Annotated in this window: 22 protein-coding genes and 1 tRNA gene; 5 read left to right on the top strand and 18 right to left on the bottom strand. The window is 59.8% G+C overall.

Annotation, left to right across the window (positions count from 1 at the left end; genetic code table 11):
- Positions 1-77 precede the first annotated feature (77 nt).
- The 3 genes from DFR37_RS12335 to DFR37_RS12325 all read left to right on the top strand — a co-directional run bounded on the left by DFR37_RS12335 (position 78) and on the right by DFR37_RS12325 (position 2723).
- A complete protein-coding gene (locus DFR37_RS12335; RefSeq protein WP_113933545.1) occupies positions 78-1130 on the top strand; it encodes an aminoglycoside phosphotransferase family protein in 1053 nt (350 codons plus the stop codon).
- On the top strand, positions 1130-1843 hold the full coding sequence (gene murU, locus DFR37_RS12330; protein ID WP_113933544.1) for an N-acetylmuramate alpha-1-phosphate uridylyltransferase MurU: 714 nt from the start codon (positions 1130-1132) through the stop codon (positions 1841-1843). The genes DFR37_RS12335 and murU overlap by 1 nt, the downstream gene beginning before the upstream one ends.
- Before the next feature lie 172 nt (positions 1844-2015).
- Complete coding sequence (locus tag DFR37_RS12325) at positions 2016-2723, top strand: DUF6776 family protein (RefSeq protein WP_113933543.1); 708 nt, start codon at positions 2016-2018, stop codon at positions 2721-2723.
- Between the two features lie 16 nt (positions 2724-2739).
- On the opposite strand, the gene DFR37_RS12320 is transcribed toward DFR37_RS12325, so the two are convergent.
- The 17 genes from DFR37_RS12320 to mnmC all read right to left on the bottom strand — a co-directional run bounded on the left by DFR37_RS12320 (position 2740) and on the right by mnmC (position 18990).
- Positions 2740-3441: a TetR/AcrR family transcriptional regulator gene (locus DFR37_RS12320; RefSeq protein WP_113933542.1), complete on the bottom strand. Its 702-nt coding sequence runs from the start codon at positions 3439-3441 to the stop codon at positions 2740-2742.
- A gap of 181 nt (positions 3442-3622) precedes the next feature.
- Positions 3623-4822 carry an FAD-dependent monooxygenase gene (locus DFR37_RS12315; protein WP_113933541.1) on the bottom strand — a complete coding sequence of 400 codons (1200 nt, stop codon included), beginning with the start codon at positions 4820-4822 and terminating at the stop codon, positions 3623-3625.
- A gap of 100 nt (positions 4823-4922) precedes the next feature.
- Positions 4923-5555 (bottom strand): isochorismatase family protein, encoded by a 633-nt coding sequence (locus DFR37_RS12310; RefSeq protein ID WP_113933800.1) that lies wholly within the window; start codon positions 5553-5555, stop codon positions 4923-4925.
- On the bottom strand, positions 5555-6595 hold the full coding sequence (locus DFR37_RS12305; RefSeq protein ID WP_113933540.1) for a 2,5-dihydroxypyridine 5,6-dioxygenase NicX family protein: 1041 nt from the start codon (positions 6593-6595) through the stop codon (positions 5555-5557). The genes DFR37_RS12310 and DFR37_RS12305 overlap by 1 nt, the downstream gene beginning before the upstream one ends.
- Positions 6596-6619: 24 nt before the next feature.
- Entirely contained in the window at positions 6620-7444 is an 825-nt protein-coding gene (locus DFR37_RS12300; protein ID WP_113933539.1) for an alpha/beta fold hydrolase, read from the bottom strand.
- A gap of 17 nt (positions 7445-7461) precedes the next feature.
- Complete coding sequence (locus DFR37_RS12295) at positions 7462-8196, bottom strand: ABC transporter ATP-binding protein (RefSeq protein WP_113933538.1); 735 nt, start codon at positions 8194-8196, stop codon at positions 7462-7464.
- Positions 8193-8951, bottom strand: coding sequence for an ABC transporter ATP-binding protein (locus tag DFR37_RS12290; RefSeq protein ID WP_113933537.1), 759 nt, complete (start codon positions 8949-8951; stop codon positions 8193-8195). The genes DFR37_RS12295 and DFR37_RS12290 overlap by 4 nt, the downstream gene beginning before the upstream one ends.
- Positions 8944-9903, bottom strand: coding sequence for a branched-chain amino acid ABC transporter permease (locus DFR37_RS12285; protein ID WP_113933536.1), 960 nt, complete (start codon positions 9901-9903; stop codon positions 8944-8946). The genes DFR37_RS12290 and DFR37_RS12285 overlap by 8 nt, the downstream gene beginning before the upstream one ends.
- Complete coding sequence (locus DFR37_RS12280; protein ID WP_113933535.1) at positions 9904-10779, bottom strand: branched-chain amino acid ABC transporter permease; 876 nt, start codon at positions 10777-10779, stop codon at positions 9904-9906. It lies immediately after the preceding gene.
- A 52-nt stretch (positions 10780-10831) separates the two neighbouring features.
- Entirely contained in the window at positions 10832-11965 is a 1134-nt protein-coding gene (locus tag DFR37_RS12275; RefSeq protein ID WP_113933534.1) for an ABC transporter substrate-binding protein, read from the bottom strand.
- A 172-nt stretch (positions 11966-12137) separates the two neighbouring features.
- A complete protein-coding gene (locus DFR37_RS12270; protein ID WP_113933533.1) occupies positions 12138-12608 on the bottom strand; it encodes an MgtC/SapB family protein in 471 nt (156 codons plus the stop codon).
- Between the two features lie 115 nt (positions 12609-12723).
- Positions 12724-12799, bottom strand: a tRNA-Lys gene (locus tag DFR37_RS12265).
- Between the two features lie 74 nt (positions 12800-12873).
- Positions 12874-13290: a c-type cytochrome gene (locus tag DFR37_RS12260; RefSeq protein WP_113933532.1), complete on the bottom strand. Its 417-nt coding sequence runs from the start codon at positions 13288-13290 to the stop codon at positions 12874-12876.
- On the bottom strand, positions 13287-13868 hold the full coding sequence (locus DFR37_RS12255) for a ferritin-like domain-containing protein (protein WP_113933531.1): 582 nt from the start codon (positions 13866-13868) through the stop codon (positions 13287-13289). The genes DFR37_RS12260 and DFR37_RS12255 overlap by 4 nt, the downstream gene beginning before the upstream one ends.
- Before the next feature lie 128 nt (positions 13869-13996).
- Positions 13997-14704: an RNA polymerase sigma factor gene (locus tag DFR37_RS12250; protein ID WP_113933530.1), complete on the bottom strand. Its 708-nt coding sequence runs from the start codon at positions 14702-14704 to the stop codon at positions 13997-13999.
- Positions 14705-14773: 69 nt separating this feature from the next.
- Entirely contained in the window at positions 14774-16996 is a 2223-nt protein-coding gene (locus tag DFR37_RS12245) for a glycoside hydrolase family 31 protein (RefSeq protein ID WP_113933529.1), read from the bottom strand.
- A gap of 122 nt (positions 16997-17118) precedes the next feature.
- Entirely contained in the window at positions 17119-18990 is a 1872-nt protein-coding gene (gene mnmC, locus DFR37_RS12240; RefSeq protein ID WP_113933528.1) for a bifunctional tRNA (5-methylaminomethyl-2-thiouridine)(34)-methyltransferase MnmC2/FAD-dependent 5-carboxymethylaminomethyl-2-thiouridine(34) oxidoreductase MnmC1, read from the bottom strand.
- 188 nt (positions 18991-19178) lie between these two features.
- Here mnmC and DFR37_RS12235 point away from each other — a divergent pair, with 188 nt between their 5' ends.
- Entirely contained in the window at positions 19179-20045 is an 867-nt protein-coding gene (locus tag DFR37_RS12235) for an inositol monophosphatase family protein (protein WP_113933527.1), read from the top strand.
- 3 nt (positions 20046-20048) lie between these two features.
- Here the strand turns inward: DFR37_RS12235 and DFR37_RS12230 are convergent, their stop codons facing one another.
- Entirely contained in the window at positions 20049-21722 is a 1674-nt protein-coding gene (locus DFR37_RS12230; RefSeq protein WP_113933526.1) for an AMP-binding protein, read from the bottom strand.
- Positions 21723-21813: 91 nt separating this feature from the next.
- On the opposite strand from DFR37_RS12230, the gene DFR37_RS12225 reads away from it, so the two are divergent.
- Positions 21814-23022: a M20 aminoacylase family protein gene (locus tag DFR37_RS12225; RefSeq protein WP_113933525.1), complete on the top strand. Its 1209-nt coding sequence runs from the start codon at positions 21814-21816 to the stop codon at positions 23020-23022.
- Positions 23023-23184 lie beyond the last annotated feature (162 nt).

The raw sequence follows: 23184 nt of genomic DNA, 5'->3' as shown, positions 1-23184 counted from the left end.
AGAAGCCGAGCATTCTGCGGTTAACATTCATATCACTTTAGCCGTCCCTTGCCGGACGGATATTTCTCCAAGTACTCATGGCATCCACTTCACATACCGGCGCCGATCCTCGGCTGGCAACCTTAACACACTGGCTTGAAGGCCTGGCTTCCACCCATGGCCTGGACCTGGCCTCGTTGCGGCCCGCTTCCAGCGACGCAAGCTTTCGCCGCTATTTTCGGCTTGACAGCAGTTCGGGCACGGCAATTGTCATGGACGCCCCCCCGGCGCACGAAGACTGCCGCCCCTTTGTGCATGTTACGGGCCTGCTCAAGAGCGCAGGCATCAATGTCCCCAGCATACTTGCGCAAGACCTGCAGCAAGGCCTGCTGCTGATCTCCGACCTCGGGCCCACCACTTACTACCAGGCCATCCAGTCGGGCCTTGAAGACGCCGCCCTGCAAACGCTATACCGCGACGCAATTGGCGCCCTGGTCGGCATGCAGCAGGCCCAGACCACCGGGCTGCCGCTCTACGACACCGAACGCCTTGCACAAGAACTGGCCCTGTTCCCCGAATGGTATGCCCGCCGGCATTGCCAGGCCCAGCTTGGCGACCAGGACCTGGCCATGCTGGAAAAAACCTTCGCCGCCCTGACCCGCGACAACGCGGCGCAGCCCACGGTGCTGGTTCATCGCGACTTTCATTCGCCCAATCTTATGGTTTGCGCCAAGCCCGAGCATGGCTCAAATCCGGGCGTCATCGACTACCAGGACGCCCTGGCCGGCCCGCTTACCTACGACCTGGCCTCTTTGGTCATGGATGCGCGCCACACCTGGGAAGAACCGCAACAACTGGACTGGGCCATCCGCTACTGGGAAGCCGCCCGCGCCGCGGGGCTGCCGATAGCGCCGGACTTCGCCGACTTTCATCGCGCTTACGAATGGATGAGCCTGCAACGCAACCTGCGCATCCTGGGCGTATTCGCGCGCCTGTCGCATCGCGACCAGAAGCACCACTACCTTGACCACATGCCGCGCGTCAATGCCTATGTCAGGCAAGTGGCGGCTCGCTACGGCGTGTTTACGCCCCTGCTGCGCTTGCTCGACAAGCTCGACAATCGCCAGGTCACGGTCGGGTATACATTCTGATGCAGGCCATGATCCTGGCGGCGGGGCGCGGCGAACGCATGCGCCCTCTGACCGACGCCACGCCCAAGCCGCTGCTGCGGGCCGGCGGCAAGCCGCTGATAGTCTGGCATATAGAACGCCTGGTTCGCGCGGGCATCCGCGATATTGTCATCAACCACGCATGGCTGGGCGGCCAAATCGAAGCGTACCTGCAAGACGGCAGCCGCTACGGCGCGCGCATCCGCTATTCGCCCGAATCGGAACCGCTGGAGACCGCGGGCGGCATCGCCCATGCGCTGCATCTTCTGGGACAAGAGCCGTTTCTGGTGGTCAACGGCGACATCTGGTGCGACTGGGACCCGGCCGCCGCGCCGGCCATTGCCATGCAGCTGGCCCGGCAAAACAAGCTGGCGTGGCTTTTACTGGCCGACAACCCCGAACATCATCCCGACGGCGACTTCGGACTGGCCGGCGACAGCGTCGTATGCAACGACGACCATAGTCCGGCAACTTCGGCATCGCGGCCCGACTTGTTTACGTTTACCGGCATCGGCATCTACCAGCCGGCCCTGTTCCAGGGCCTGAGCCCCAGCGCCCCCGCCAAACTGGCGCCCTTGCTGCGCCAGGCCATGGCGGCTTGCCAGGTTTTAGGCCGGCACTACAATGGACGGTGGACAGACGTCGGTACGCCGCAACGCTTGGCGCAGTTGGACTTGCACCTTGGGATGGCCTGACGGCCCATCGCACACAGCCCGGGCGCATCAGGCCCAGCGCCAAATGTATCAAAACCCGCCAGTCCGCAACCAAAGTAGACCCGTGGACTTTAAGCCCCGATTCCACGTTATGCTTTAACGCTTTTATTTTCACAAATCAAGACTTTTTGTACTGTATCTCAGGATTTGCACCATGGCTTTATTCGGCTCGTCGAAACGCAACGTATTCCAACCCACCCCATACGGATCATCACGCCGCAAGCGCCGCATTCCCCGCTGGCTGGTTTTGATACTGACCGGCATCGTTCTGGGTTCGGGCGGCGTTTTGTTCTTGCAAAAAAGCTATGGCCCCACTCGCCTTACCGCGGAGCAATCATTGCAATTGCAAAGCGATCTGAATAGCGCAAACCTGGACAAACAACGCCTGCAGGCGCAAGTCGACTCGCAATCGAACAATCTTGGCGAGAGCAAATCGGCGCAAGCCAAACTGGCTACGCAGTTAAAGCAGTCGCAAGAGCAAATCGCCAAGCTCAAGAACGACCTTGAACTATTTGCGCAGTCGATTCCGCCCGATCCGCGCGGCACCAACCCGGGCATTCGCGCCACCGACTTCAACGTCGTCGATGGCCAGCTGAACTATAAAATCCTTGTCATGCAAGACAAGGAAGACGCCGCGCCATTCCAGGGCGACATGGAGCTGCGGATAGCCGGCTACTACCCCAACGGCAACGGCGCCACCATCAATACCGAGCCGGAAGCAATAACAGTGGGATACTACAACCAGCTTCAAGGCACCGCCACCCTGCCCCGCGCTTTCACGCCGCGCACCGTGACGGTCATGATCAACCAACGCGACAGCAAAAAGCTGGCGGCCACCCGCACGCTGCGAGTCGGCCGCTAAGCCAGGCCGGGCCCGTTCAAACCGGATGTACCGGCGGGGCCAGTAAACCCGCCGTTACGAAAGCGGTAATCTGCTCGAAAATTTCTTCGGAGTCGTTGGGGTTGCAGACATTGGGGGCCAACTGTTCCAGGCGGTGCGTGTCCGAGAACGCATACATATACGCCCCCACCATCAACGCCACGCGCCAGTTGATATCTTTGTCCGACAACTGCGGACATATTTCCTTGAAATACTCGACGTAGGCCCGGGTCGAGGCGTCATAGGCTTCGTTGCGAAGCTTATAAGAAATTTCGGCGGGCTCGGTATGCAGGCGCGCTTGCAAACGCAAGAAAGTTCGGCCCCCCGGGACCGCTCGTAAAGCAATGGTCGGCGCCAGAAAAGCCCGCACCACGTCGTTGACCGTTACCGGCTGCTTGCGTTTCTTCAATTCTTCCAGGCGCGTCATGCGGTCGTCGGAAATCGACCTCCCGCGACGGATGAAAACCGCTTCATACAAGCCGTATTTCGATCCAAAATAATAATTGATCAGCGCCTGGGTGACGGCCGCCTTGCTGGCGACATTGCGCAAACTGGCGCCGGCGTAGCCAGTCTCGGCAAACACCAATTCAGCCGCATCCAATATCCGTTCGGATGAATTGTCGCCGATGCCTTCCGGCCTGCCCGGACGGCTACGTTTGGTCCACGTCTTCAGATCGGACGACTTTTGCGCACTACCCATAAAGCTCTCGATTCAATAATAGGGAACCGGGAGACCAAGGCGCCCCCGGAATCTGGCCATGGCCAACCGCATAGTACCAAATCGGCCCTCCCGCAGGGCAATTTATGCGCCGGCGTCCCTGCGCCGGCGCGCCTGTCCATGATGGCGCCAGCAAGGCAGCCGCAGCAGGGCTGATTCCGCTTCAGACCGCAGGCCGAAAATCGGTGGCGTTGTAAGCGTAGACCCAGTTCGCCTTGATCCCCCCAGCATGAGGATCTTTTTTCTGCTGCTCCCGGTATTCGGCGTCGCGCTTGGCTTGTTCGTCCTTCGAGGCCAAGTGATAGGTCTTGCCGCGCTCGCGCGCCTCAAGCAACACCCGGCTGGTACGGCCTACCCGTTCGGCTTCGTATTGGGCCAGCGCCTGCTCAAGCTTGTCCGGCATGGCCGCAAGCGCCTGGGCCAGCACGTAGGCGTCTTCGATGGCCATGGCCGCCCCTTGGGACAAAAAGGGCAGCATGGGATGGGCAGCGTCGCCCAGCAAGGTAACCCGCCCCTTGGACCATTTTGCCATAGGGTCGCGGTCGAACAATCCCCAGCGATAAACCTCGGTGACCCGCTCGAACAACTTGGTGATATTCGGGTGCCAGCCCTTGAAATCGGCCATAAGGTCTTCGCGCGTACTCAAGGCATTCCAGGACTCTTCCACCCACTCGGCCGTTTCGGCCACGGCGACAATGTTCACCGCTTTTCCGCCGTTCACGTAATACGTCACCACATGGCTTTTCGGCCCCAGCCAGAAAGAAGACTCGGGCGCAACGAAGTCCGGCATCTCATCGAACGGCACAACCGCGCGATAGCACATATGCCCCGTGAAATGCGGCGCTTCCGTGCCGAACATGGCGTGGCGGACCTGCGAGCGCACGCCGTCCGCTCCGACGATAAGATCGGCCTCGAACGTAGAGCCGTCGGCAAAATGCGCCACCGCCTTGTCGGCGTCCTGCGTGACGTCGATGCAATGCATGGAGAAGGTCACGTTAGCCCCGGCAACCAAGTCGGCCAGCAGATGATGCAGGTCCGCGCGATGGACATGATAGAACGGCGCACCGTACAAACGCGGGCAATCTTCTTTCAGTGGGATGCGGAAGGTTTCTTCACCCGTATCCCAGTTGCGCCCGACCAATGCCTCCGGCAAAAAACCAACCTTGTCCAAGGCCGGCGCGGCACCCAACGCCGTAATGACTTTGACCGCATTCGGAGTCATTTGAATGCCGGCGCCGACGTCTCCGAATTGCGCCGCATGTTCGAATAAATGCGTCTCGATGCCATGCTGCGACAAACCCGCGGCCAGGGTCACTCCTCCGACTCCGCCGCCGATAATTCCCACTTTCAGCTTCTTGCTCATACCGTTACCTTTTCCACGTTGGGTCTTGTACTGCCGGACGGCTCTGCGACCCGCCCGGCTCTAAAATATTAATTATCTAAACAAATAATAAAGAGCGACGTTAATCGACTGGACCAGCGAGCAGTTGAGTCTGCAACGCCGAATAGGCCAATACTTCGCCATATTTCTGTTGAATATCGAACAGGCTTGCGTCATGCGGCGCTTGCGCGCGATCGCCGACGCAATCCTCCAGCACGAATGGCCGAAACCCGAACGACATGGCATCGACAACGCTGGCGCGAACGCACCCGCTGGTCGTGGCCCCTGCTATCAATAACGTTTGCACCGCGCGCTGCGCAAGCCACGCCGACAAATTCGTTCCGAAGAATGCCGAAGGGACCGTCTTGCTCACAACAAGCTCGCCCTTTGCGGGCGCCAGTTCGTCGACTATCGCGCTGGCAGCGTCGGCTTGCTTCAGTGCCGTCAGCGGCGGCACCTTCAGGCCGAATATATTCAGGTCCGCATCGTCGTCGGCAAACACGATGCGGCTGTGGGCCACCGGCCAGCCATGCTTGCGCGCATCGGCCAGTACTTGCCTGGTATTGGCGATGGCTGCGGCGATGTTGCCGCCGCCGAATGCCGCCGGGTCCGCAAAGCCATTGACGAAATCGACAATCAGCAAGCCGACCCTGCCCTTGACCTCAAGACGGCTGCCGAATCCCTGGCGCGAATAAACATCTTGTTCCGTGGCCATCATGAACCCTCCTTGCATACGACGCCCCGCCGAACAACCGTTTTATCGTCCACCGTCACCGTGCATTGGCGCAATGGAATATCGATATGGCAAGGCGTTGCACGGCTGCCGCCTACTTCGTTGTTGGGCCCCAACGAAAAAAGAAAATTGCCCGCATAGGCCCTGGCGTCCATGCCCAAAGTCTGTTCTTTGTCATACAGGCCAAGCGTGGACCAATAGGCGCGAGGTTGCAGTCCCCAGCCTATATGCGACATGGCGTAGGCATCGGGATCGTCGAACGACGCCATGTATTCATTCAAAAGGTCGGCGTCCAGTCCGCCCTCGATCCTGGTGACGAACCCGTTCTCAACAGTCATTTCAATTGGGTCGGCAACGTAGGACTTCATCGGCAAAAGAATATCGCCGCGATCCAGGACAATCTTTCCTTGGGCGCCGCCTTCGTTGGGCCACGTAAGAATGAAGCCGCTGGGCCAATGGTCCCATCGTCCCGGCTCGTCCACGAAACCGTACTCTTTCATCACCGGATATTGCCCAAGCGGCAGGTGCAGGTCGGTGCCCGCATCCGAAACCGCGCGCATCAGCTTGGCGCCTTCAAGAATTTTTGCGGCCTGCAAGACACGGTCGCGGTCCTCCAGTGTGGGAACCAACCGTACCAATACCTCGGGCGGCTCGGCGGCAAGCAGGATCTTGGTTCCGGACTGCAGTATCTCGTGCTGCTCCGGCGAGAAAAGCAGCGTCATCAAGTCCAGCACCAGGTCGCTGGCCTTCAAGGCTGCAATTGCCGCGGGATTTCCGGTTAGAGGTGTCGTCCCCAAATAGGCAAGGACGTCACGGCTTAAGGAAAGTTCTGCGTTTATCGGCGGCAAGTCGATTTGCACCATATTGGCACCAAGCCCTGCCAAGGCGATTTTCGCGGTGGCCAGAGTTTGAGGATGCGTACTCGAACTCGTCAAAATACTGACCATCTGGCCCGCCTGAACGCCCGACAAGTCGAGCACCTGGTTCCAGGCTTGAATCAGTTGATAATCAGAAACTGCCATGATCGCCTCCCTTCATGTTCATGTTTAAATATCCACGCCGAGAAACTCGGCGCACGCATGATAAAAGCCTTCCGCGTCGTCCCATGGGATCATGTGGCCGGCGGCCTGGACACGCGCAGTCTTGAGCAAGGGATTCAAGGCGCGCATCTCGGCAATATCGTCGTCAAGAATGACCCCGCCCTTGCCGGCCGACATAACCAGCGTAGGCACGGACTGGATGCGGGCAAGATCGGGAAACATATCGTCGGTGTGGAACCAGCCATAGCTTTCGACTACCGCCCGCATGTCGCAGGTGTGCAGCCATTGCGCACGCAACTGCAACTGCTCAAGCGTCCATGTCGGACAAAACGCCTTCATCTGTTCGGCGCCGGCGCCTTTGCGCATGAGCGAGATCGACTCGGTATACCAGTCAAGGTTCGATGGGTAGGCCCTGCGGCCCGGACCAGATACCGGCGGGTCGGCCAGCACCATCCTGCCAATGCCCGCCGGGCGCCGCGCTGCGGCCCGCAATGTAATTCTTGCTCCCATGGAATGGCCCAACAGCACCACGTCGCTCAGCCCCAATGCGTCGATGAATGCGCTTACATCGTCCGCACATGCGTCGACGCCATAGTCCAGCTTATCGGACGCTTCGGATAGGCCTCGGCCCCTGACGTCAAGAACATAGGTGTCGAACCGCCTGCCCAGCCTTTCTGCCACAAAGCCCCAGGTCGGCGCAGGGCTTGTAATGCCGGGAACCAGCACCAGCGGTACTCCCGAACCGCCATAACGCAAGTAATGCTGGCGGATATTATTGGCGTGGACATTGGCTCCATAGCAAAAAGTCGACGGTACAGCTGCTGAGGTCATGCATTTTCCTTTAACGGTCATCCACCCAGATAGGCGCTTAGCAAATCCGGGTCATTCAACAAACTTTCACTGCTTTTTTCGGCAATCACTCGTCCGGTCTCGAGCACATAGGCGCGCGATGCAACGCTCAGCGCGTTATGTACGTTCTGCTCGACCAGCAAAATAGAAACGCCGTGCGAATTGATCTCGCGCACCACATCGAACACCTCGAATGCCATCTTGGGGCTCAGGCCCAGGCTGGGTTCGTCCAGCACCAGCAGGGTGGGCTCGGACATCAGCGCGCGGGCAATTGCCAGCATTTGCTGTTCACCGCCGCTTAAAGTGCCGGCCAGTTGGCCGGCGCGCTCCTTGAGCCTGGGGAAACGGTGGAACGCAATGTCCTTGCGCCGCTGCAGCTCCGTCTTGGACTTGAGCAGGTAGCCACCCAACTCGACGTTCTCGGCAACAGTCATTTCCGGCCAGACATGGCGCTCTTCAGGGCAATGAGAAACCCCAAGGCGCAGAATTTTTTCAGGCGCATTGCCCACAATGGAAGCGCCCTTCCAGCGCAAACTGCCGGCCGATGGCTTGATCAGGCCCGAGATGGTGCGCAGAGTTGTCGACTTGCCTGCGCCATTGGCTCCCAGCAAGGCCACCACCTCTCCTTGCTTTACGTTCAGGCTGACCCCATGCAGGGCCGTCAGGTTTCCGTATCCCGCGACGACGTCTTTCAGGTCAAGCAAGACTTCCGCTTCTGTATTGATGACGCTCATGCCGCCTTCCCCATGTATGCTTCAAGCACTTGTTCGTTGTGCTGTATTTCAGCGGGCGTTCCTGTGGCCAGCTTCTTGCCGAAGTTCATCACCACAATATTGTCGGAGACCTTCATGATCAAATTCATGTTGTGCTCAACCAGCAAAATGGAATCAACCCACTTTCCCGGCAAGGCCGACAACAGCTCGGCCAAGCCTTCCGCCTCACGCGTATTCAAGCCAGCCGCTGGTTCGTCCAGCATCAACAGGCGCGGCTTGGCTGCAATAGCAACGCCCACCTCCAGCAAGCGCAGTTCGCCGCAGGACAACGCCCCCGCCTCCACATGCAGGCGCTTGCCCAACCCCATGAGCTCAAGAATCGCAAAGCTCGATTCGCTGATTTCCTTCTTGACGGCGGCCGTCTCCGAACTCGGCCAGAAGGTGCGCCAAAGCGGTGTGCGGCCTTTCAGGTATTGGGCATGCGCGACATTCTCGAACGCGGTCAAGTTGCGCAGGACATTGGTTTTCTGGAATGTTCTTATGACGCCCAACCGCGCCATGCTGTGCGGGTTCGTGGCAGTCACATCGGCGCCGTCCCACAACACCTGGCCGCGAGTGGGCCGGTAGAAGCCGGTGATCAAATTAAAGCAGGTGGTCTTGCCCGCCCCATTGGGGCCGATCAAACTGACGATGCTGCCTTTGGCAACGCTGAAGTCAATATCCTGGACTGCGTGAATACCGCCGAACGACTTACTAAGGCTTTTTACTTCAAGCATGGCTGGCCCTTTTAAAGAACGGCAAGAATCGTTGCCGCACATATCCCATTACACCGTCCGGAGCAAACAGCACGACCGCCATCACAATAAGGCCGAACAACGACAAGCGCAGCTCTTTGAACTCGCGCAGATAGGCCTCGAGCAAAGTCACGATAACGGCCCCAAGCACCGGCCCTATCAGGGAGCCTTTGCCGCCAAGCAAAACAATGATGATCATGGTTGCCGTAAACGGAAAGCCGAACACTTCGGGGCCCACAAAGGAAATATAAGTGGCGTAATAGGCGCCGGCCACGCCCGCCAGGAAGGCGGCGATCACAAAGACGAACATCGAGTAGCGGAACGGGTCTATACCCACGGACTGCGCCACATAGCGGTTCTCGCGCAGAGTCACCGCGGCGCGGCCGGCGCTGGAGTACACAAGCCGGTATCCCACATAGAAAGTAATTGCGGCAAGCAGCACGCCAAGCATCACAAAGCCTCTTTTGCCTTGCAGCCAGGGCACCATATCCAGGAGCGCGGGATGCGGAATGCTTGATATGCCCATCGGACCATTGGTCAGCGAAATCCAGTTGCCGGCAAGCAGGCGCAACACCTCCGAAAACGCCAGGGTGATGATGACAAAGAACGGGCCGTTCAATCTCAGGGTAATCCGCCCGATCAACCAGCCCGCCGCCGCCGCGACCACAGCGGCAGCTGGAATGGTCAGTGTCAGCGGCACGCCCACCGATGGAGCGCTAAGAATGGCCACGGTGTATGCGCCCAAGCCAAAGAATGCCACGTGCCCCAACGGAAACTCGCCCACGTAGCCGACAATCAGGTTAAGGCTGCTGGCCAGCATGGTGTACATCAGGACCAGCACAAGCAGGTGCAAGAAGTAGTCGTTTTGAAGGAATGCCCCCAACAGCATCGACAAAATCAAGAACCCCACCAATACATTGCGTTCAAATTTCATTTAGGCACGCTCCGCACGAACCGAGAACAAACCGTAAGGACGGAAGAAAAGAATCAGTATTACTAACGCGAAACCCACCATATCGACGGTTCCGGTCTGCACATAGCCGCCCCACAAGGCCTCGGCAACGCCCAGAATCAGTCCACCAAGAACCGCCCCGGCAAAATTGCCCATGCCGCCAAGAATGACGACAACAAACGCCTTCAGGCTGATCAAGCCGCCTATCGATGCCTGCGCGACATAGATGGACCCCAGCAACATTCCCGACGTTGCAGCCAGGGCGGAGCCCAGCGCAAACGTGGAGGCGTAAATCGACGCCGTATTGATTCCCACCAGGCTGGCCGCCGTGGCGTCCTGGAAGGTTGCGCGCATGGCTTTCCCCAACTTCGTCTTTTGTATAAGCAACCGCGCTCCCACAATTGCGACGATGGAAACCGCGATGGCAAACAGGCGTACTTGGGTAATAACGATGGGCCCGATGAACAACGGGGCGCTGGAAACCGGCGCCAGTACTTTCTGGGGCGCCGTGCCCACTATCATCAGCGCCGTGTTCGTCAAGAAAATAGCAAGCCCTATGGTCAGCAAAATACCGGGCTCTGGTCCCTTGTCGCGCACCCGCACCATGACATAGCGGTCAAGCAGCCAGCCGAACAAGGCCATGATGGCCACCACCAGGAGCAGACCCGAGAAGAAATCCATGGCCAGCTTCTGGGTGACCACCCATCCCAGCAGCCCTCCCATCATGTAGAACTCGCCATGCGCGAAATTCACCAGCCGCATCAAGCCAAAGATCAAGGTCAGCCCAAGCGCCGACAACGCATAGAACGTCCCGTTGACCAGCCCATTCACCACAAACTGCAAAAATAAATCGAACACAATCCTTCCCCTTTGAAAGACCGGCCGCGCTTGCGGCCTGTCCTCCAGGCACTTATTCGTCGGCGGTTACAGTGGCTTGGGCGACAATCTCCGGTTCGCCCTTGTTCAAGCGCACCAGTACCGCGTCAAACCCGTAAGCCTGGCGTTTGGAGTTGAATTTGAAAGAACCATTTGGGCCGTTGTAGTCGGTCTTGGCCAAGGCTTGCCGGATTTTGTCCGGGTCGGCCGCGCCAGCCCGTTCGATGGCATCCATGATGATGTTCAAAGCGTTATAGCCGGCGGCAGAGTACTTGCCGGGCAGTTCGCCATACGCGCTTTTGTACTCCGCAACGAATTTTTTGTTTTCAGCGCGATCGATGGTGTAGGCATAAGGCACGGCCGCATGTATGCCCTGCGAAGCGTCGCCCGCCAACCTGGCAAAGTCCGCGGTAGCCCAACTGCCCACACCGAACACTTTGCTTTGAAGATTGACTTCCTTCATCTGCTTGACCAGGATGGAGCCGTCCTGCGTTTCAGCGGCAACAAAAACGCCGTCCGGCTTGGCGGCCCGCACGCGGGTCAGCATGGTGTAAAAGTCGGTCGTGCCATGGTCGAAATACAGCTTCATGGCCGTTTCGCCGCCCATGCCCTCTATCTGCGTGGAAAACTCCGTCATGCCGCCGCGGCCCCAATCGTCGTTCACTCCGATGTAGGCAATTTTCTTCAGATGCAATTGGTCGACCAGGATTTTCGCGAAAGCGCGCGCCAGCAAACCGTCGGTTTCCGCCGTGCGGAAGAACCACTCGTTGCCTCGTTCAGTCAGGTCGCTTTTCGATGAAACGCCCGACAGCAGCGGCACCTTGTACTTTTGCGCGACTCCCATGGCGGCGATCGTGGCCGAACTGCAGAAAGCGCCGGAAATCACCGGCACCTTGTCTTGCTGGACCAGCTTCTCCGCGGCGCTGACGGTCTTGGACGGCTGGCATTCGCCGTCTTCAATCACCAGCTCTACCTGCTTGCCCAGTACACCGCCCTTGGCGTTGCGTTCTTTTACCGCGATCTTGGAACCGTTCACGTCGGCTGCGCCGTTATAGGCCACCGATCCGGTCAAGGGCTGAATCACGCCGATCTTGATCGTGTCGGCGGCCTGGGCTGCCATTGCGACGGCACTTGCGGCAATCGCCGCCGCTATAGTTGTCATCCTCATTGCTTATCTCCTTAATTTCTCGGTGGCTGCCGCGCGAGTTATCAACCCAACGTAGCAATGCAGAATATTAACTAATCGAACAATAAATAAAACCTAGGGATTTCCATTAATTAACTATTTAATTAATAAACAAAGCGGGATAGCAAGCAGGTTTTTTCATCACGCAGGAATACTACTTCTTCTCCAGGCGACCAAGCACTGCCAGGACAAACAAGGCAACCAGCGTACTGGCAACGGCCGTGCCCTCTCTTCCGTAGCCTGCCGCAATGCCGACAGCGGCGGCAACCCAGATGCTGGCAGCGGTGGTCAGGCCTTTTACCTCGCCATTCCTTTCCAGTTTCAGAATGGCCCCGGCCCCCAGAAAGCCGATGCCGGCCACGACGCCTTGCATGACACGGCTTACGTCCGTGGCCTGCATCCCGCTGGTAACGGGCACCAGGATGAAGATGGCAGCGCCCAGCGACACCATCATATGCGTACGCAGACCGGCGTCTTTACCCCGAAGTTCGCGCTCAAAGCCGATTGCGGCGCCCAGCGCAATAGCAACGATCAGGCGCACGCCAATAACCGTGGCCTGCCTGATGTCGCCAATATCTGAAAACTCGCTCACCACCGTTTGCCAAATACTTGTCAGTACCGACATGGCCAGCCCCTGAAAGATCGGAGCAATTTACAGAGCAAGTAACGCGCCAGCGGGCAAAGAAAAGAAAAAAGCCGCTTAAAAAGCGGCTTTGATCTTTGATTTCTTTAGGTTTTAATGGTGGGTTGGCCGGGGCTCGAACCCGGGACCAACGGATTAAAAGTCCGGTGCTCTACCAACTGAGCTACCAACCCATCGGAAAACTAAAGAACGCGATTATGAGGTTTTTTTGGTTGGCTGTCAAATTAGCGGCCCTGTAAACAGAGCTTCACGGCTTTGATGCGCACTCCGGGCCGGCATCCGCTTTTTTCAAATACGCGATCAAATCAGCCCTTTCCTGCGCGTCCGGAATGCCCGCGTACCCCATGGCCGTGCCGGGAATGGCCGTCATGGGACTGGTCAAAAACCAATTGAGGGTTTTCTCGTCCCAGATGATCTTGGAATTCTTCATTGCCGTGGAATAGGCGAAGCCGGGCACCGACCCGGCCCGCCGCCCGAACAGACCGCAATGCCGCGGCCCGGTGCGGTCGTACGCCAGCGCATGGCAGGCCAGGCATCGCGAATATATGGCTTCGCCGCGCGTCGCATCGCCGGTCAAAGGGGTATCGGCCAGCGCCTGGCTTGCACCAGTGCCGCCAAACGCCAATACGCAGGCGCAGGACAACCACGCTAGCCGCCGGCTCATGACATAAACGCCGAAGGAACAGGGGCTTCGCCCAATGCCTGGCGCAAGACGGCCCAGTGCATGGCTTCATCGCCCAGGATACTGGCAGCCGCCTTGGATAAATCGCGATTGTCGAAGATCGGCACCGCCCCCAGATAAGCACTGACAGCGCCCTTTTCCAGCATGGCGGCAAAGCGCAGGACGTCGTTCTGCGTCTTTAGCTTATCCGTTGGAAAAACGTATTTCTCTTTGGCGGAAACCGGCTTGCCGCCCAGTTTCGTAACTGTCTTGGAAAGCAGATCGGCGTGTTCCTTATGCTGGCCTTGAAAGGTTACGGCCAGATCCAGCACCGGCTTTTGCAGCAGGCCGCTTTCAGCGCCCAGTTGATAGGCAGCAATGGCTTCAAGCTCGGCCCCAAGCGCTGAATTCAGAATACGCACATCGGATTCGGCCGATTTCGATTTTTGCCCTTTGGCCAGCACATCGTTGCCCGCCATCAGGGCAATAGCCGCGCCAGACAACATCAAGCCGGAGCGGCCAATGAAGAAGCGGCGGGATTCATTCAAATCAGCGCCCGACAAATAATCAAGAAATGACATGGTAATACTCCTTATCAAGGAACTCATACAATCACAGACAACACAACACCCGCCCTCGAAGGACGAGGCCTGAGGAAAATAAAAGGTGGGAAAGGTGCCGCCACGCGGCAACTAAGGATTAAGGCCTATCAGGGCGGCGGCACAAACATGTGCGCCAGTCTGGCCTGCACAGCGGCGACGATGCGGTCGCAACGTTCTCCGGCAAAAGAGAACGCATCTTCCAGGCCGACGCCGACCTCTTGCGCCAGCATTTTGCGCAACAAGCCCTTGGCCCGAAAATAGCGGGTACGCACGGTCGACGCGGGAATGCTAAGGCACGCAGCCACCTCGTCGACCGGCAAGTCCTCGACTGCGCGCATGATGAATACAGTCCGGAACTCGCTGGGGAGAGCGTCTATTTTGGCTTCTATCAAGCGACGCATCTCTAGACGTGCCATGGCCTGCTCCGGCTGATCGGGCCGAGTACCGTTATAGCCTTCACGCGACCCATCGTCGAAAGGCTCGAGGTCGTCATTGAATTCCAGCCAGGTAGACAAACGCTTGCTTTTGCGCAGGCGCCGGGTCGACTCGTTGACGACAATACGAGTCAGCCAGGTAGACAAACTGGAGTCGCCGCGGAATTTGGCCATGGCGCAAAACGCCAGATAAAAAGCTTCTTGGACAGCTTCTTCGGCGTCGGCCTCGTTGCGCAAAATGCCGCGTGCAACGCGATAAAGCCTTTGGTTGTAGCGCCGCATCAGCAAGACCAGCGCGCGGCGATCGCCCTGCGCGACACACTGGGCCAACTCTGTATCCCCGGCCGGCAGTTCGGGCGGCTGTACTAGCGTGAGCGGCATGCGGCATCCTTTTTATAGTTGCTTCACCCCATTAGAGGCCCAGATGCGCGCTCACGTTCCCAGCCGGTATCAGCGTATGCGGGAAATCCTTACTTCGGCTCCGCGGCGCTTTACCTCCAGGCCTTCGGACGGCAAAATCCGCAGGCCCTCCAGGCCCTTGATATAGCTTGAACCTTGCATTTGCATGACGCGGATCTTGTTGCGCATGACCACGGGGCTGTGCTCGGGCATGCCGAACATCCAGACCTCGTCGAGCAAGCGCGCCGAATTGAACTCGCCGGTATGCTGCGCCAGCGGCCCCAGGCACAGCATATGCCCTTCGCGCCCGAATATCGGCAAGGTGTCCAGGCCGGCCCGGACGGTCCAGGTGGTACCGCCCTCGTAGCGCCAGCCGGTATTCAGGTCCCACCACGCATCGCCCGCGGGCAAATAAACTTTGGCCTCTTGCCCCGGTTCGAGAACCGGCGCGACCAACAAAGCCGGCCCAAGCAGATATTGGGTGTCCCAGGCATGGGCAATGGGGTCCTCGGGAAAAGCCAGGGCCATCGAACGTTGCACAGGCAGGCCTGTGCGTACGGCGTCTTCAATCAGGCCCAATACATATGGAACCAGGCGATATCGCCACTGCAGCCAGTGCCGCACCAAGGCTTGCGTTTCGTCGTCGAAAGCGCTGGGCAGCAAGGCCGGCAAGCCTTGAAAACTGAAATTGCCCGAAAACACGCTGGCGGCAAGCCATCGTATATACAATTCTGGGGTCATGCCCTGCACAGGAGCTTGCGAGTTGCCAAGCAGGTGGGTTTGAACATGGACGCCGCTGGCTCCAAGCGACAATGCGGTACGCAAAGAGTGCTCGAAGCCGGCCCAGCTGTTCTCGACCAGAGGGCCGCGCTGCCAGGCATAGCGCTGGACGCCGGGGAATAGATCAGTACTGACCATGACGCCTTCCTGGGGCGTTTTATGGCCGGCCACGGCGTCGAACAGCGCGCTGCGAGCCAGCATCGGGTAGATGGTGCGCAGCACCGCGCCGCTTTCGCCCCCGCGCGCGGTAATGCCGTCGGGGATATCGTATTGCGCATCGCACACGGGCGCGCCCAAGCCTTCGTCGAAGGCCTGGCGCTGGCGCTCGGACCACAGCTTGTAAACGTCTTTGTAGGTAAGGTCGAGCAGCGCGAAAGGCCGGCCCGCCGTCGCGGCGCAGCCTTCGAACACATGCGCGCTACCGTCTTCGTCGTTCATGAGCAGCCAGCCCCGGTCTTCCCATTCGGTAAACATGATGGTGTCTGCCAGCACGCCGGGAAATGTCGGTGCCGCCACCTGGACAGCCTGCTCTTGAAAGTCGCTCAGGACGCTGCGGGGGTCGGCCACCCGAGCTGCATCCCATTCGAACGCCGGTTTGTCGGCCTGGAACCCATATACGGCCGGGTCAGCCAGTTGCACGGCATCCAGCCCGAGCCCCGACTGACGGAACTGGCGTACTTGGTCGAGCGTAGCCGCAACTGTCTGCCCGGGGGCCTGGTCCAGCCACACCCCCATGGGCCATAGCGCAGGCTGTCCCGCCCTGCCGGTAAGGGCTGTGTATTGATTGAGAATTTCAGCGGGCTCGCCGACAAAAAGAAAGATATCCAGGATGTTGGCGTGCAGATAAATCGAATAGACTTCGGAGCCGTCGGTGTCCAGGTCGTGCTCGACGCGGCCCAGGCTGTTGACATAAATGCCCCAGCCCTTGGGACTCCATGCCAGCGGCAAGGCTCGCGCCTGCGGATGGTCGGCCTCCACGCGCTGCCCGCGCCGGTCCAGTTCGCCGGCCGTTTCGCCCAGGCCATACAAGGCATCGTCGCCATCCAGGTCCAGACCCAGGCGCCACACTTGTTCGCCGCTCTCGGTCTGTACTACGCTAAGCGCCTGGCGCGGGTCGGAACGCAGCAGGCAGTCGTCGCCTTTGCTTATGCTGAATTGCAGGGGCGAATGCGAGATCTCCAGCACAATGTCGCCCTGTTCAAGGCGCCATCCCTGCTGTTCTCGTTCGGGAATGGAACTGACCGCCAATTCGCCCACGGCCTCTTGGCGCGCCAGCAGCAGCTCTGTGTGCAGGCGAGTGCGCGCGCCGGGTTTTTCGTCGAGCAACACGCTTGCCTGGGCACAGCGCAAGCGATAGACGCCGGGGGCATGCGCTTCGATGTGAAGCTGCATTCCAGCGTCCTCGATAGAGAAATCGGCACGCGTCGATTTCGCCGTCAGGAATTGTAAGACGTTAAGTTGCGTCACGTGAGCAAAGTCAGACTTGGGCGGCACAGCGCAATCCTTGGTAATTAGAGATGGTCTAAAACATACTTAAAAGACACTATTTTGACGGATTTACGCTATAAAATAAAATCGGTCTTATTACGGACGACCCGGAAAACTTGAAAACCCGCTTAACGAGGCGCTATCGCACGCAATAAATCACGCTCCAGCGGCATAGGCTCTTGGTGCAGCGACGCCGCAATAATATCTCCTGCCAAGGCAGACCATGTCAAGCCGCGCGACCCATATGCGCAAGCCAACCATAATCCCGGCGCCTGCCTTACCGGGCCGATCACGGGCAAGCGCCCCGACACCACAGCCCGCCATCCAGCCCAACCCAGCCCTTTTTTCGCCCAATCCAGCAATTGTTGCTGCGGCAAGCCGACCAGGCCGGTCAATTTGCGGGCGATATCCGCGTGGCCCTGCGCGCTGACCTGGGCCTGAATGGCGTTCGGGACATAGGTGCTGCCGCCCACACATACACCGTCCACACCCGGCAGCCAATAGCCGATCCCGCCCAATACCACCTGGGGATCATACACGGCTTCGGGCGAAAAATAACTTACTTGTCCCGCCAGAGCGTGCATGGCGCGCAATTTGGAGAGCTCGTGGCTTGGCAAAAACTCGGGCAGCAGGGCGGGAACCTGCATCGCACCCGCCAGAACAACCGTATGGGAACTTGCCAGCACGGCGCCGTCGGGGCCGAATGCCTGCCACCCTTCTCCGGCTCGGGACCGCTCCAGGCGCACCACGCGCGACCCCAGGCAACGCACCGGGCCCTCTCCCAGCAAAGCTTCGATCAGCGGCTCGGGACGTATCAGTTGCCCATCGGCAAAATACACCCCGCCCTGGACTACATTGAAACCCAATCGCGCCGATGCCTGGTCCGCGTCCTGCCATTGCACCCAGTCCGCGGGAAACGACAAGGCGGCCAGGGTTTGCCGTCGTTCGCGCTCTTCTTCGGCATCCTGCACCAATTCGACCGTGCCGCAAGGGCGTGGACGCGCTATCTCCGCCAGGCCCTGCCAGCGCTGCAATGCGCGCCGCCCTCCGGACCGCGTCAGACGGGCCCGGAAATCATCGTCGCGGGAAATCAAGGGCGTCAATGCCGCCGCAATATGGCCTCGATGGCTGGCGCCCAAACCTTGCGCAAACACTGGGTCGATTACTGTCGAGGCCTGCCCCCGCAACCCCAGGCTATGCGCAATGCCCGCAGCGGCCAGGCCTCCCCCGATGATCAGAACCGGCTCGCGCGAGGCCGCGGGCGGCTCTTCGCGGCCCAGGTTCGGACGCAGCGTCGCCACCGTCATATCGCGAGTTTGTCCCAGGCCCTGGGCTTTGGAAACCAGAAAACCCGCATCCGACATAGTGCGGCGCACCTCGGCCGCGGTGCACCAGGTGGCGGCGGTCGCCCCCTGGGCCGCCATGCGCACCAACTGCCCAAAAAGCGCGGGCGTCCACATTTCGGGATTCTTCAGCGGCGAAAATCCATCCAGGAAAAAGGCATCCGCCCTGGCCTGCACCAGCCTGGCCAGCCGGTTTACCGTTCCAAAAGCCAGGGTCAGCGTTACTGCGCCGCCCTCGAACTCCAGCCGATGCATGCCCGGCAGCAGGGGCGGCCATTGGTCCACCAACTGCCGCGCCAGGCCAAGCAAGCCCTCGGGCAGGCGCGCCAGCAAGACACTGGCAAGATCGGCTCGGCTAAAGGGATGGGCCTCGAAGGCCACCATATGCAGGCGCCGCGAGCGCTGCGGATCGCCGCGCCATGCCTGCCACAGGGCCAAAAAGTTCTGGCCCAGGCCGAATCCCGTCTCGCAAACAGTAAACCCGGCCCGACCGCGCCAGCGCTGCGGCAACCCATTACCGCCCAAAAAGACATGCTCCGCCTGCGCCAGCGCCCCCTGGCGTGCATGATAGATATCGCCGTACAACGGGCTCATGGGCGTTCCGACCCTGTCGAACGCCACGCAAGCCGGAACCAGGGGTTCAAACTGAAAGCTCATGATAAAAAGCGGGGATATGGCAGAAGCAGAATTGGCCTACTGAAAAAAGGCATTGGACGGCAAGCAGCGGCCGGGTGCGGGCTGGCCAATTCGGCCATGAGCCCACCAAACAGCATGCTGACCAAGACGCCGGACAGAATGTTGCGTAAACTAAAAGCCTCGAACTTCCGCAGGCTAGATCGAATTGTATGAAATCTTCTTCCTTGCATCTTAGCGAATGCCTCAAGACCGCCGTGAACGCCGCGCATGCGGCGGCCGCCATCCTGCAGGCGCATGCGCGCCATCGCGGCGACCTCATCATCGATAAAAAAGCGCAAAACGACCTGGTTTCCCAGGCCGACCGCGAAGCCGAGGCCGCCATTATCGAGACTCTGCGCGAGCAGACACCGAATTTCGGCATTGTCGCCGAAGAAAGCGGCGGCAGCAGTGCGGCAACAGCCACCTGGTATATCGACCCGCTGGACGGCACAACGAATTTCCTGCATGGCATCCCCCATTATGCGGTATCCATTGCGCTTATCGCCCATGCCGGATCCACCTGCACGGGCGAGCAGGCCTTGCAACAGGATACGCCCGTCATTGGCGTCGTCTACGACCCCAACCGCGAAGAGCTTTTCACGGCCATGCACGGCGTAGGGGCCTGGCTTAACGAATACCGGATCTCATGCTCGCACACCGAATCGCTTGAAGACTCTTTGCTGGCCACCGGCTTGCCGTTTCGCGACTTCTCGTTTTACGATCAATACATGCCTACGCTAAGCGCCGCCATGCACGGCACGCGCGGCGTACGCCGCTTTGGCTCGGCCGCGCTGGACCTTGCCTGGGTCGCCTGCGGGCGCTATGACGGCTACTGGGAAATGGGCCTGGCGCCGTGGGACGTCGCCGCGGGCACACTGATAGTGCGCGAGGCAGGCGGCATAGCCGAAGACCTGCACCATGTTGCTCCGTGGCCGATAGGCGGCCACCTGTATGCCGGCAACCGGCATATTGCGCCCGCCTTGCACGCCTTGATACAGCCGCATCTGACCGTTGCGGCGACCACCGGCGGGCAGTAAGCCCTACTGCATGGCCTCGTCGCGCAACACCCGGCGCAACAGCTTGCCGGCATTGCTCTTGGGCAGGCTGGAACGAAATTCGATAACATGCGGGCGCTTGTAGCCTGTAAGCGACTTGGCGCACCAGTCACGCAAGTCTTGCTCGGTCAGCCCAGGATCCTTCTTGACCACATACAGCTTGACCATCTCGCCGGTCTGCTCGCTTGGCAAACCCAGAGCCACGCATTCCAGCACGCCCGGATGCTGGGCCACGACCTGCTCTATTTCGGTGGGATACACGTTAAAGCCCGACACCAATATCATGTCTTTCTTGCGGTCGATGATCCGCACCCTGCCTTGCGCGCTCATGACACCGATATCTCCCGTCCTGAAGTAACCATCGGCGGTAAACGCCGCCGCGGTTTCAGCCGGCTGCTGCCAATAGCCTTTCATGACTTGGGGTCCGCGCAGGACCAGTTCGCCGGCTTCGCCCGCAGGCATGGGCCGGTCTTGCTCGCCGAGCACGAGCGCGTCGGTCGAGGGCAACGGAAAGCCGATATCGCCCGAATACTCGGTCGCGTTGGTGGGATTGACCAGCGCCACCGGCGAAGTCTCGGTCAGGCCATAGCCTTCGATAATCGGCAGGCCCGTGACTTTTTGCCATTTCTGGGCAACGGCCAGCTGCACCGCCGAACCGCCGCCGAAACACAGGCGCAACGCTGAAAAATCCAGGCTGGAAAACGCAGGGTGGTTGACCAGTCCGTTGAACAGCGTATTGACGGAGGGAAAGATATTGACCGGATCGCGGCGCCAGGCTGCAATTATCGTTGCCAGCTTGCGCGGATCGGCGATAAGCACGCTGCACATGCCTGCGTGCGCCGCAAACAGCCCGCACACGGTCAATGCAAAGATATGATAAAGCGGCAGCGCCGTCAGGATGACCATGCCCTGCCCCTGCTTTTCACCCAGCACGGGGCGCGCCACGGCCTGTACCTGCAGGACGTTGGCAACCAGATTGCGATGCGTCAGCATGGCGCCTTTGGGCAGGCCGGTCGTGCCGCCCGTGTACTGCAGCACCGCAATGTCGTCCCCGCTTATATTGGGCTTGACGAACCGCTGCAACGCCCCCTGGCGCAGCACTTCACCGAACCGCAAGCATGAATCCAGCCTGTAAGGCGGGATCATCCGCTTTATATAGCGAACCGCGAAATCAAGAACCCGGCCCTTGAAGCCCAGCAAATCGCCCACCGACACCAGCACCGTATGGCGCGGGCGAACGGCGGCCGGCACCTGCGCAAGAGTTGCGGCAAAGCTCTCGAAAATAAAAATGGCGTCGGCGTCGCAGTCGCGCAATTGGTGCTCGAGCTCGGGCGCCGTGTACATGGGATTGACATTGACTACCACCATGCCGGCACGCAACACGCCTACCAGCGCCACCATATAGGCCATGGCATTGGGCATCATCAGCGCCACGCGGCTGCCGGCCGCAAGCCCCTGCGCTTGTATCCAGCCCGCCACCGCGTTGGCGTGCCTGTCCAGGTCTGCGTAGGCAAGGCTGCGGCCCATGAAGACCAGAGCGCGTTTATCGACGTGCGTTGCGCAGGCCTGATCGATAAGATCGACCAAAGAACCATAACGGTCGGGATCGATTTGCGCCGGAACGCCGTCGGGGTAGTGCGACAGCCAGGGTTTTTGCATGGGCGGAACCTTAACGAATGCTACACAGTTTGATGATACCCTGCGATCAGGGTAAAGTTGACCAGTAAGCATTAAAAACAGGACATGGACCATGAAATTAGCCGAACCCATCGTTGGGTGGCAAGCCGAACTTGCCGCCATCCGACGCGACATCCATGCCCATCCCGAACTCGCCTTCGAGGAAATCAGAACCTCCGACCTGGTTGCGCAGCAGCTTGAGTCGTGGGGCATACGCGTGCACCGGGGCCTGGGCACAACAGGCGTCGTAGGCATCATAGAAGGCAAGGCCCAAAACGGCCATGCAATCGGGTTGCGGGCCGACATGGATGCCCTGCCCATGCAAGAGGTCAACACCTTCGAACACGCCAGCCGGCATCCCGGCAAGATGCACGCCTGCGGGCACGACGGCCACACCGCCATGCTGCTTGCCGCCGCGCGCTACCTGGCCGCACACCGAGACTTCGACGGCACGATCTATCTTATCTTCCAACCCGCCGAAGAAGGCCAGGGCGGCGCAAAGAAAATGATCGACGACGGCCTGTTCACGCTGTTTCCCATGCAGGCCGTATTCGGCATGCACAACTGGCCCGGCATGGAAGCCGGCACCTTCGGCATGGTGCCCGGGCCCATCATGGCCTCCAGCAGCACCTTTGAAATCGCCATTCAGGGCAAAGGCGCCCACGCGGCCATGCCCAACCTGGGCAACGACCCCGTCATGGCCGCCGTGCAATTGGCGCAAGCCTTCCAAACCATCATCTCGCGCGACCTGGACCCGCTCGACCCGGCCGTGCTCAGCGTTACGCAAATACACGCCGGCTCGGCCGACAACGTCATCCCCGACGAAGCAGAAATGCGCGGCACCGTGCGCACCTTTTCCACCGAGGCTCTCGACCTGATTGAAAAGCGCATGGCCCAGACCACCGAGCTTATCTGCCAGGCCTTGAACTGCAAGCCCCGCTTTACGTTTTCGCGCAATTACCCGGCCACCGTCAACCATCCCGACGAAGCGGCATTCTGTGCGCAAGTCGCTTCCGACATCGTGGGCGCCGAGCGCGTCAACAAGGCCGTACGCCCTTCCATGGGAGCCGAAGACTTCGCCTTCATGCTGCAAGAAAAGCCCGGGTGCTATGTCTGGATAGGCAATGGCCAAGGAGACCACCGCAGCGCCGGCCACGGCCTGGGACCATGCACCTTGCACAACGGCAGCTATGACTTCAACGACACCCTGCTTCCCATCGGCGCCACCTACTGGGTCGAACTGGCCAAACGGTGGCTCGCCAAAGCCGCGGCTGCCGGATAGCCGGGTCTGTCGGCATACTCGCAAATCCCTTGCTGGCAGCGCGATTCCAGCGCTCGGCCCCCTATCGCGACAGACCCGTTAAAATAGCGTGGCACAGTCGACAAAGCGGGCCGGCGCCCTTCCAGAATCAAGCGCGTCAGTCCACCGCCACCCGGCTCGCCC

Origin of the sequence: Eoetvoesiella caeni, assembly GCF_003315175.1 — a bacterium.
Classification (GTDB): Bacteria; Pseudomonadota; Gammaproteobacteria; order Burkholderiales; family Burkholderiaceae_B; genus Eoetvoesia; species Eoetvoesia caeni.
This window is presented reverse-complemented; position numbering and strand designations above follow the sequence as displayed.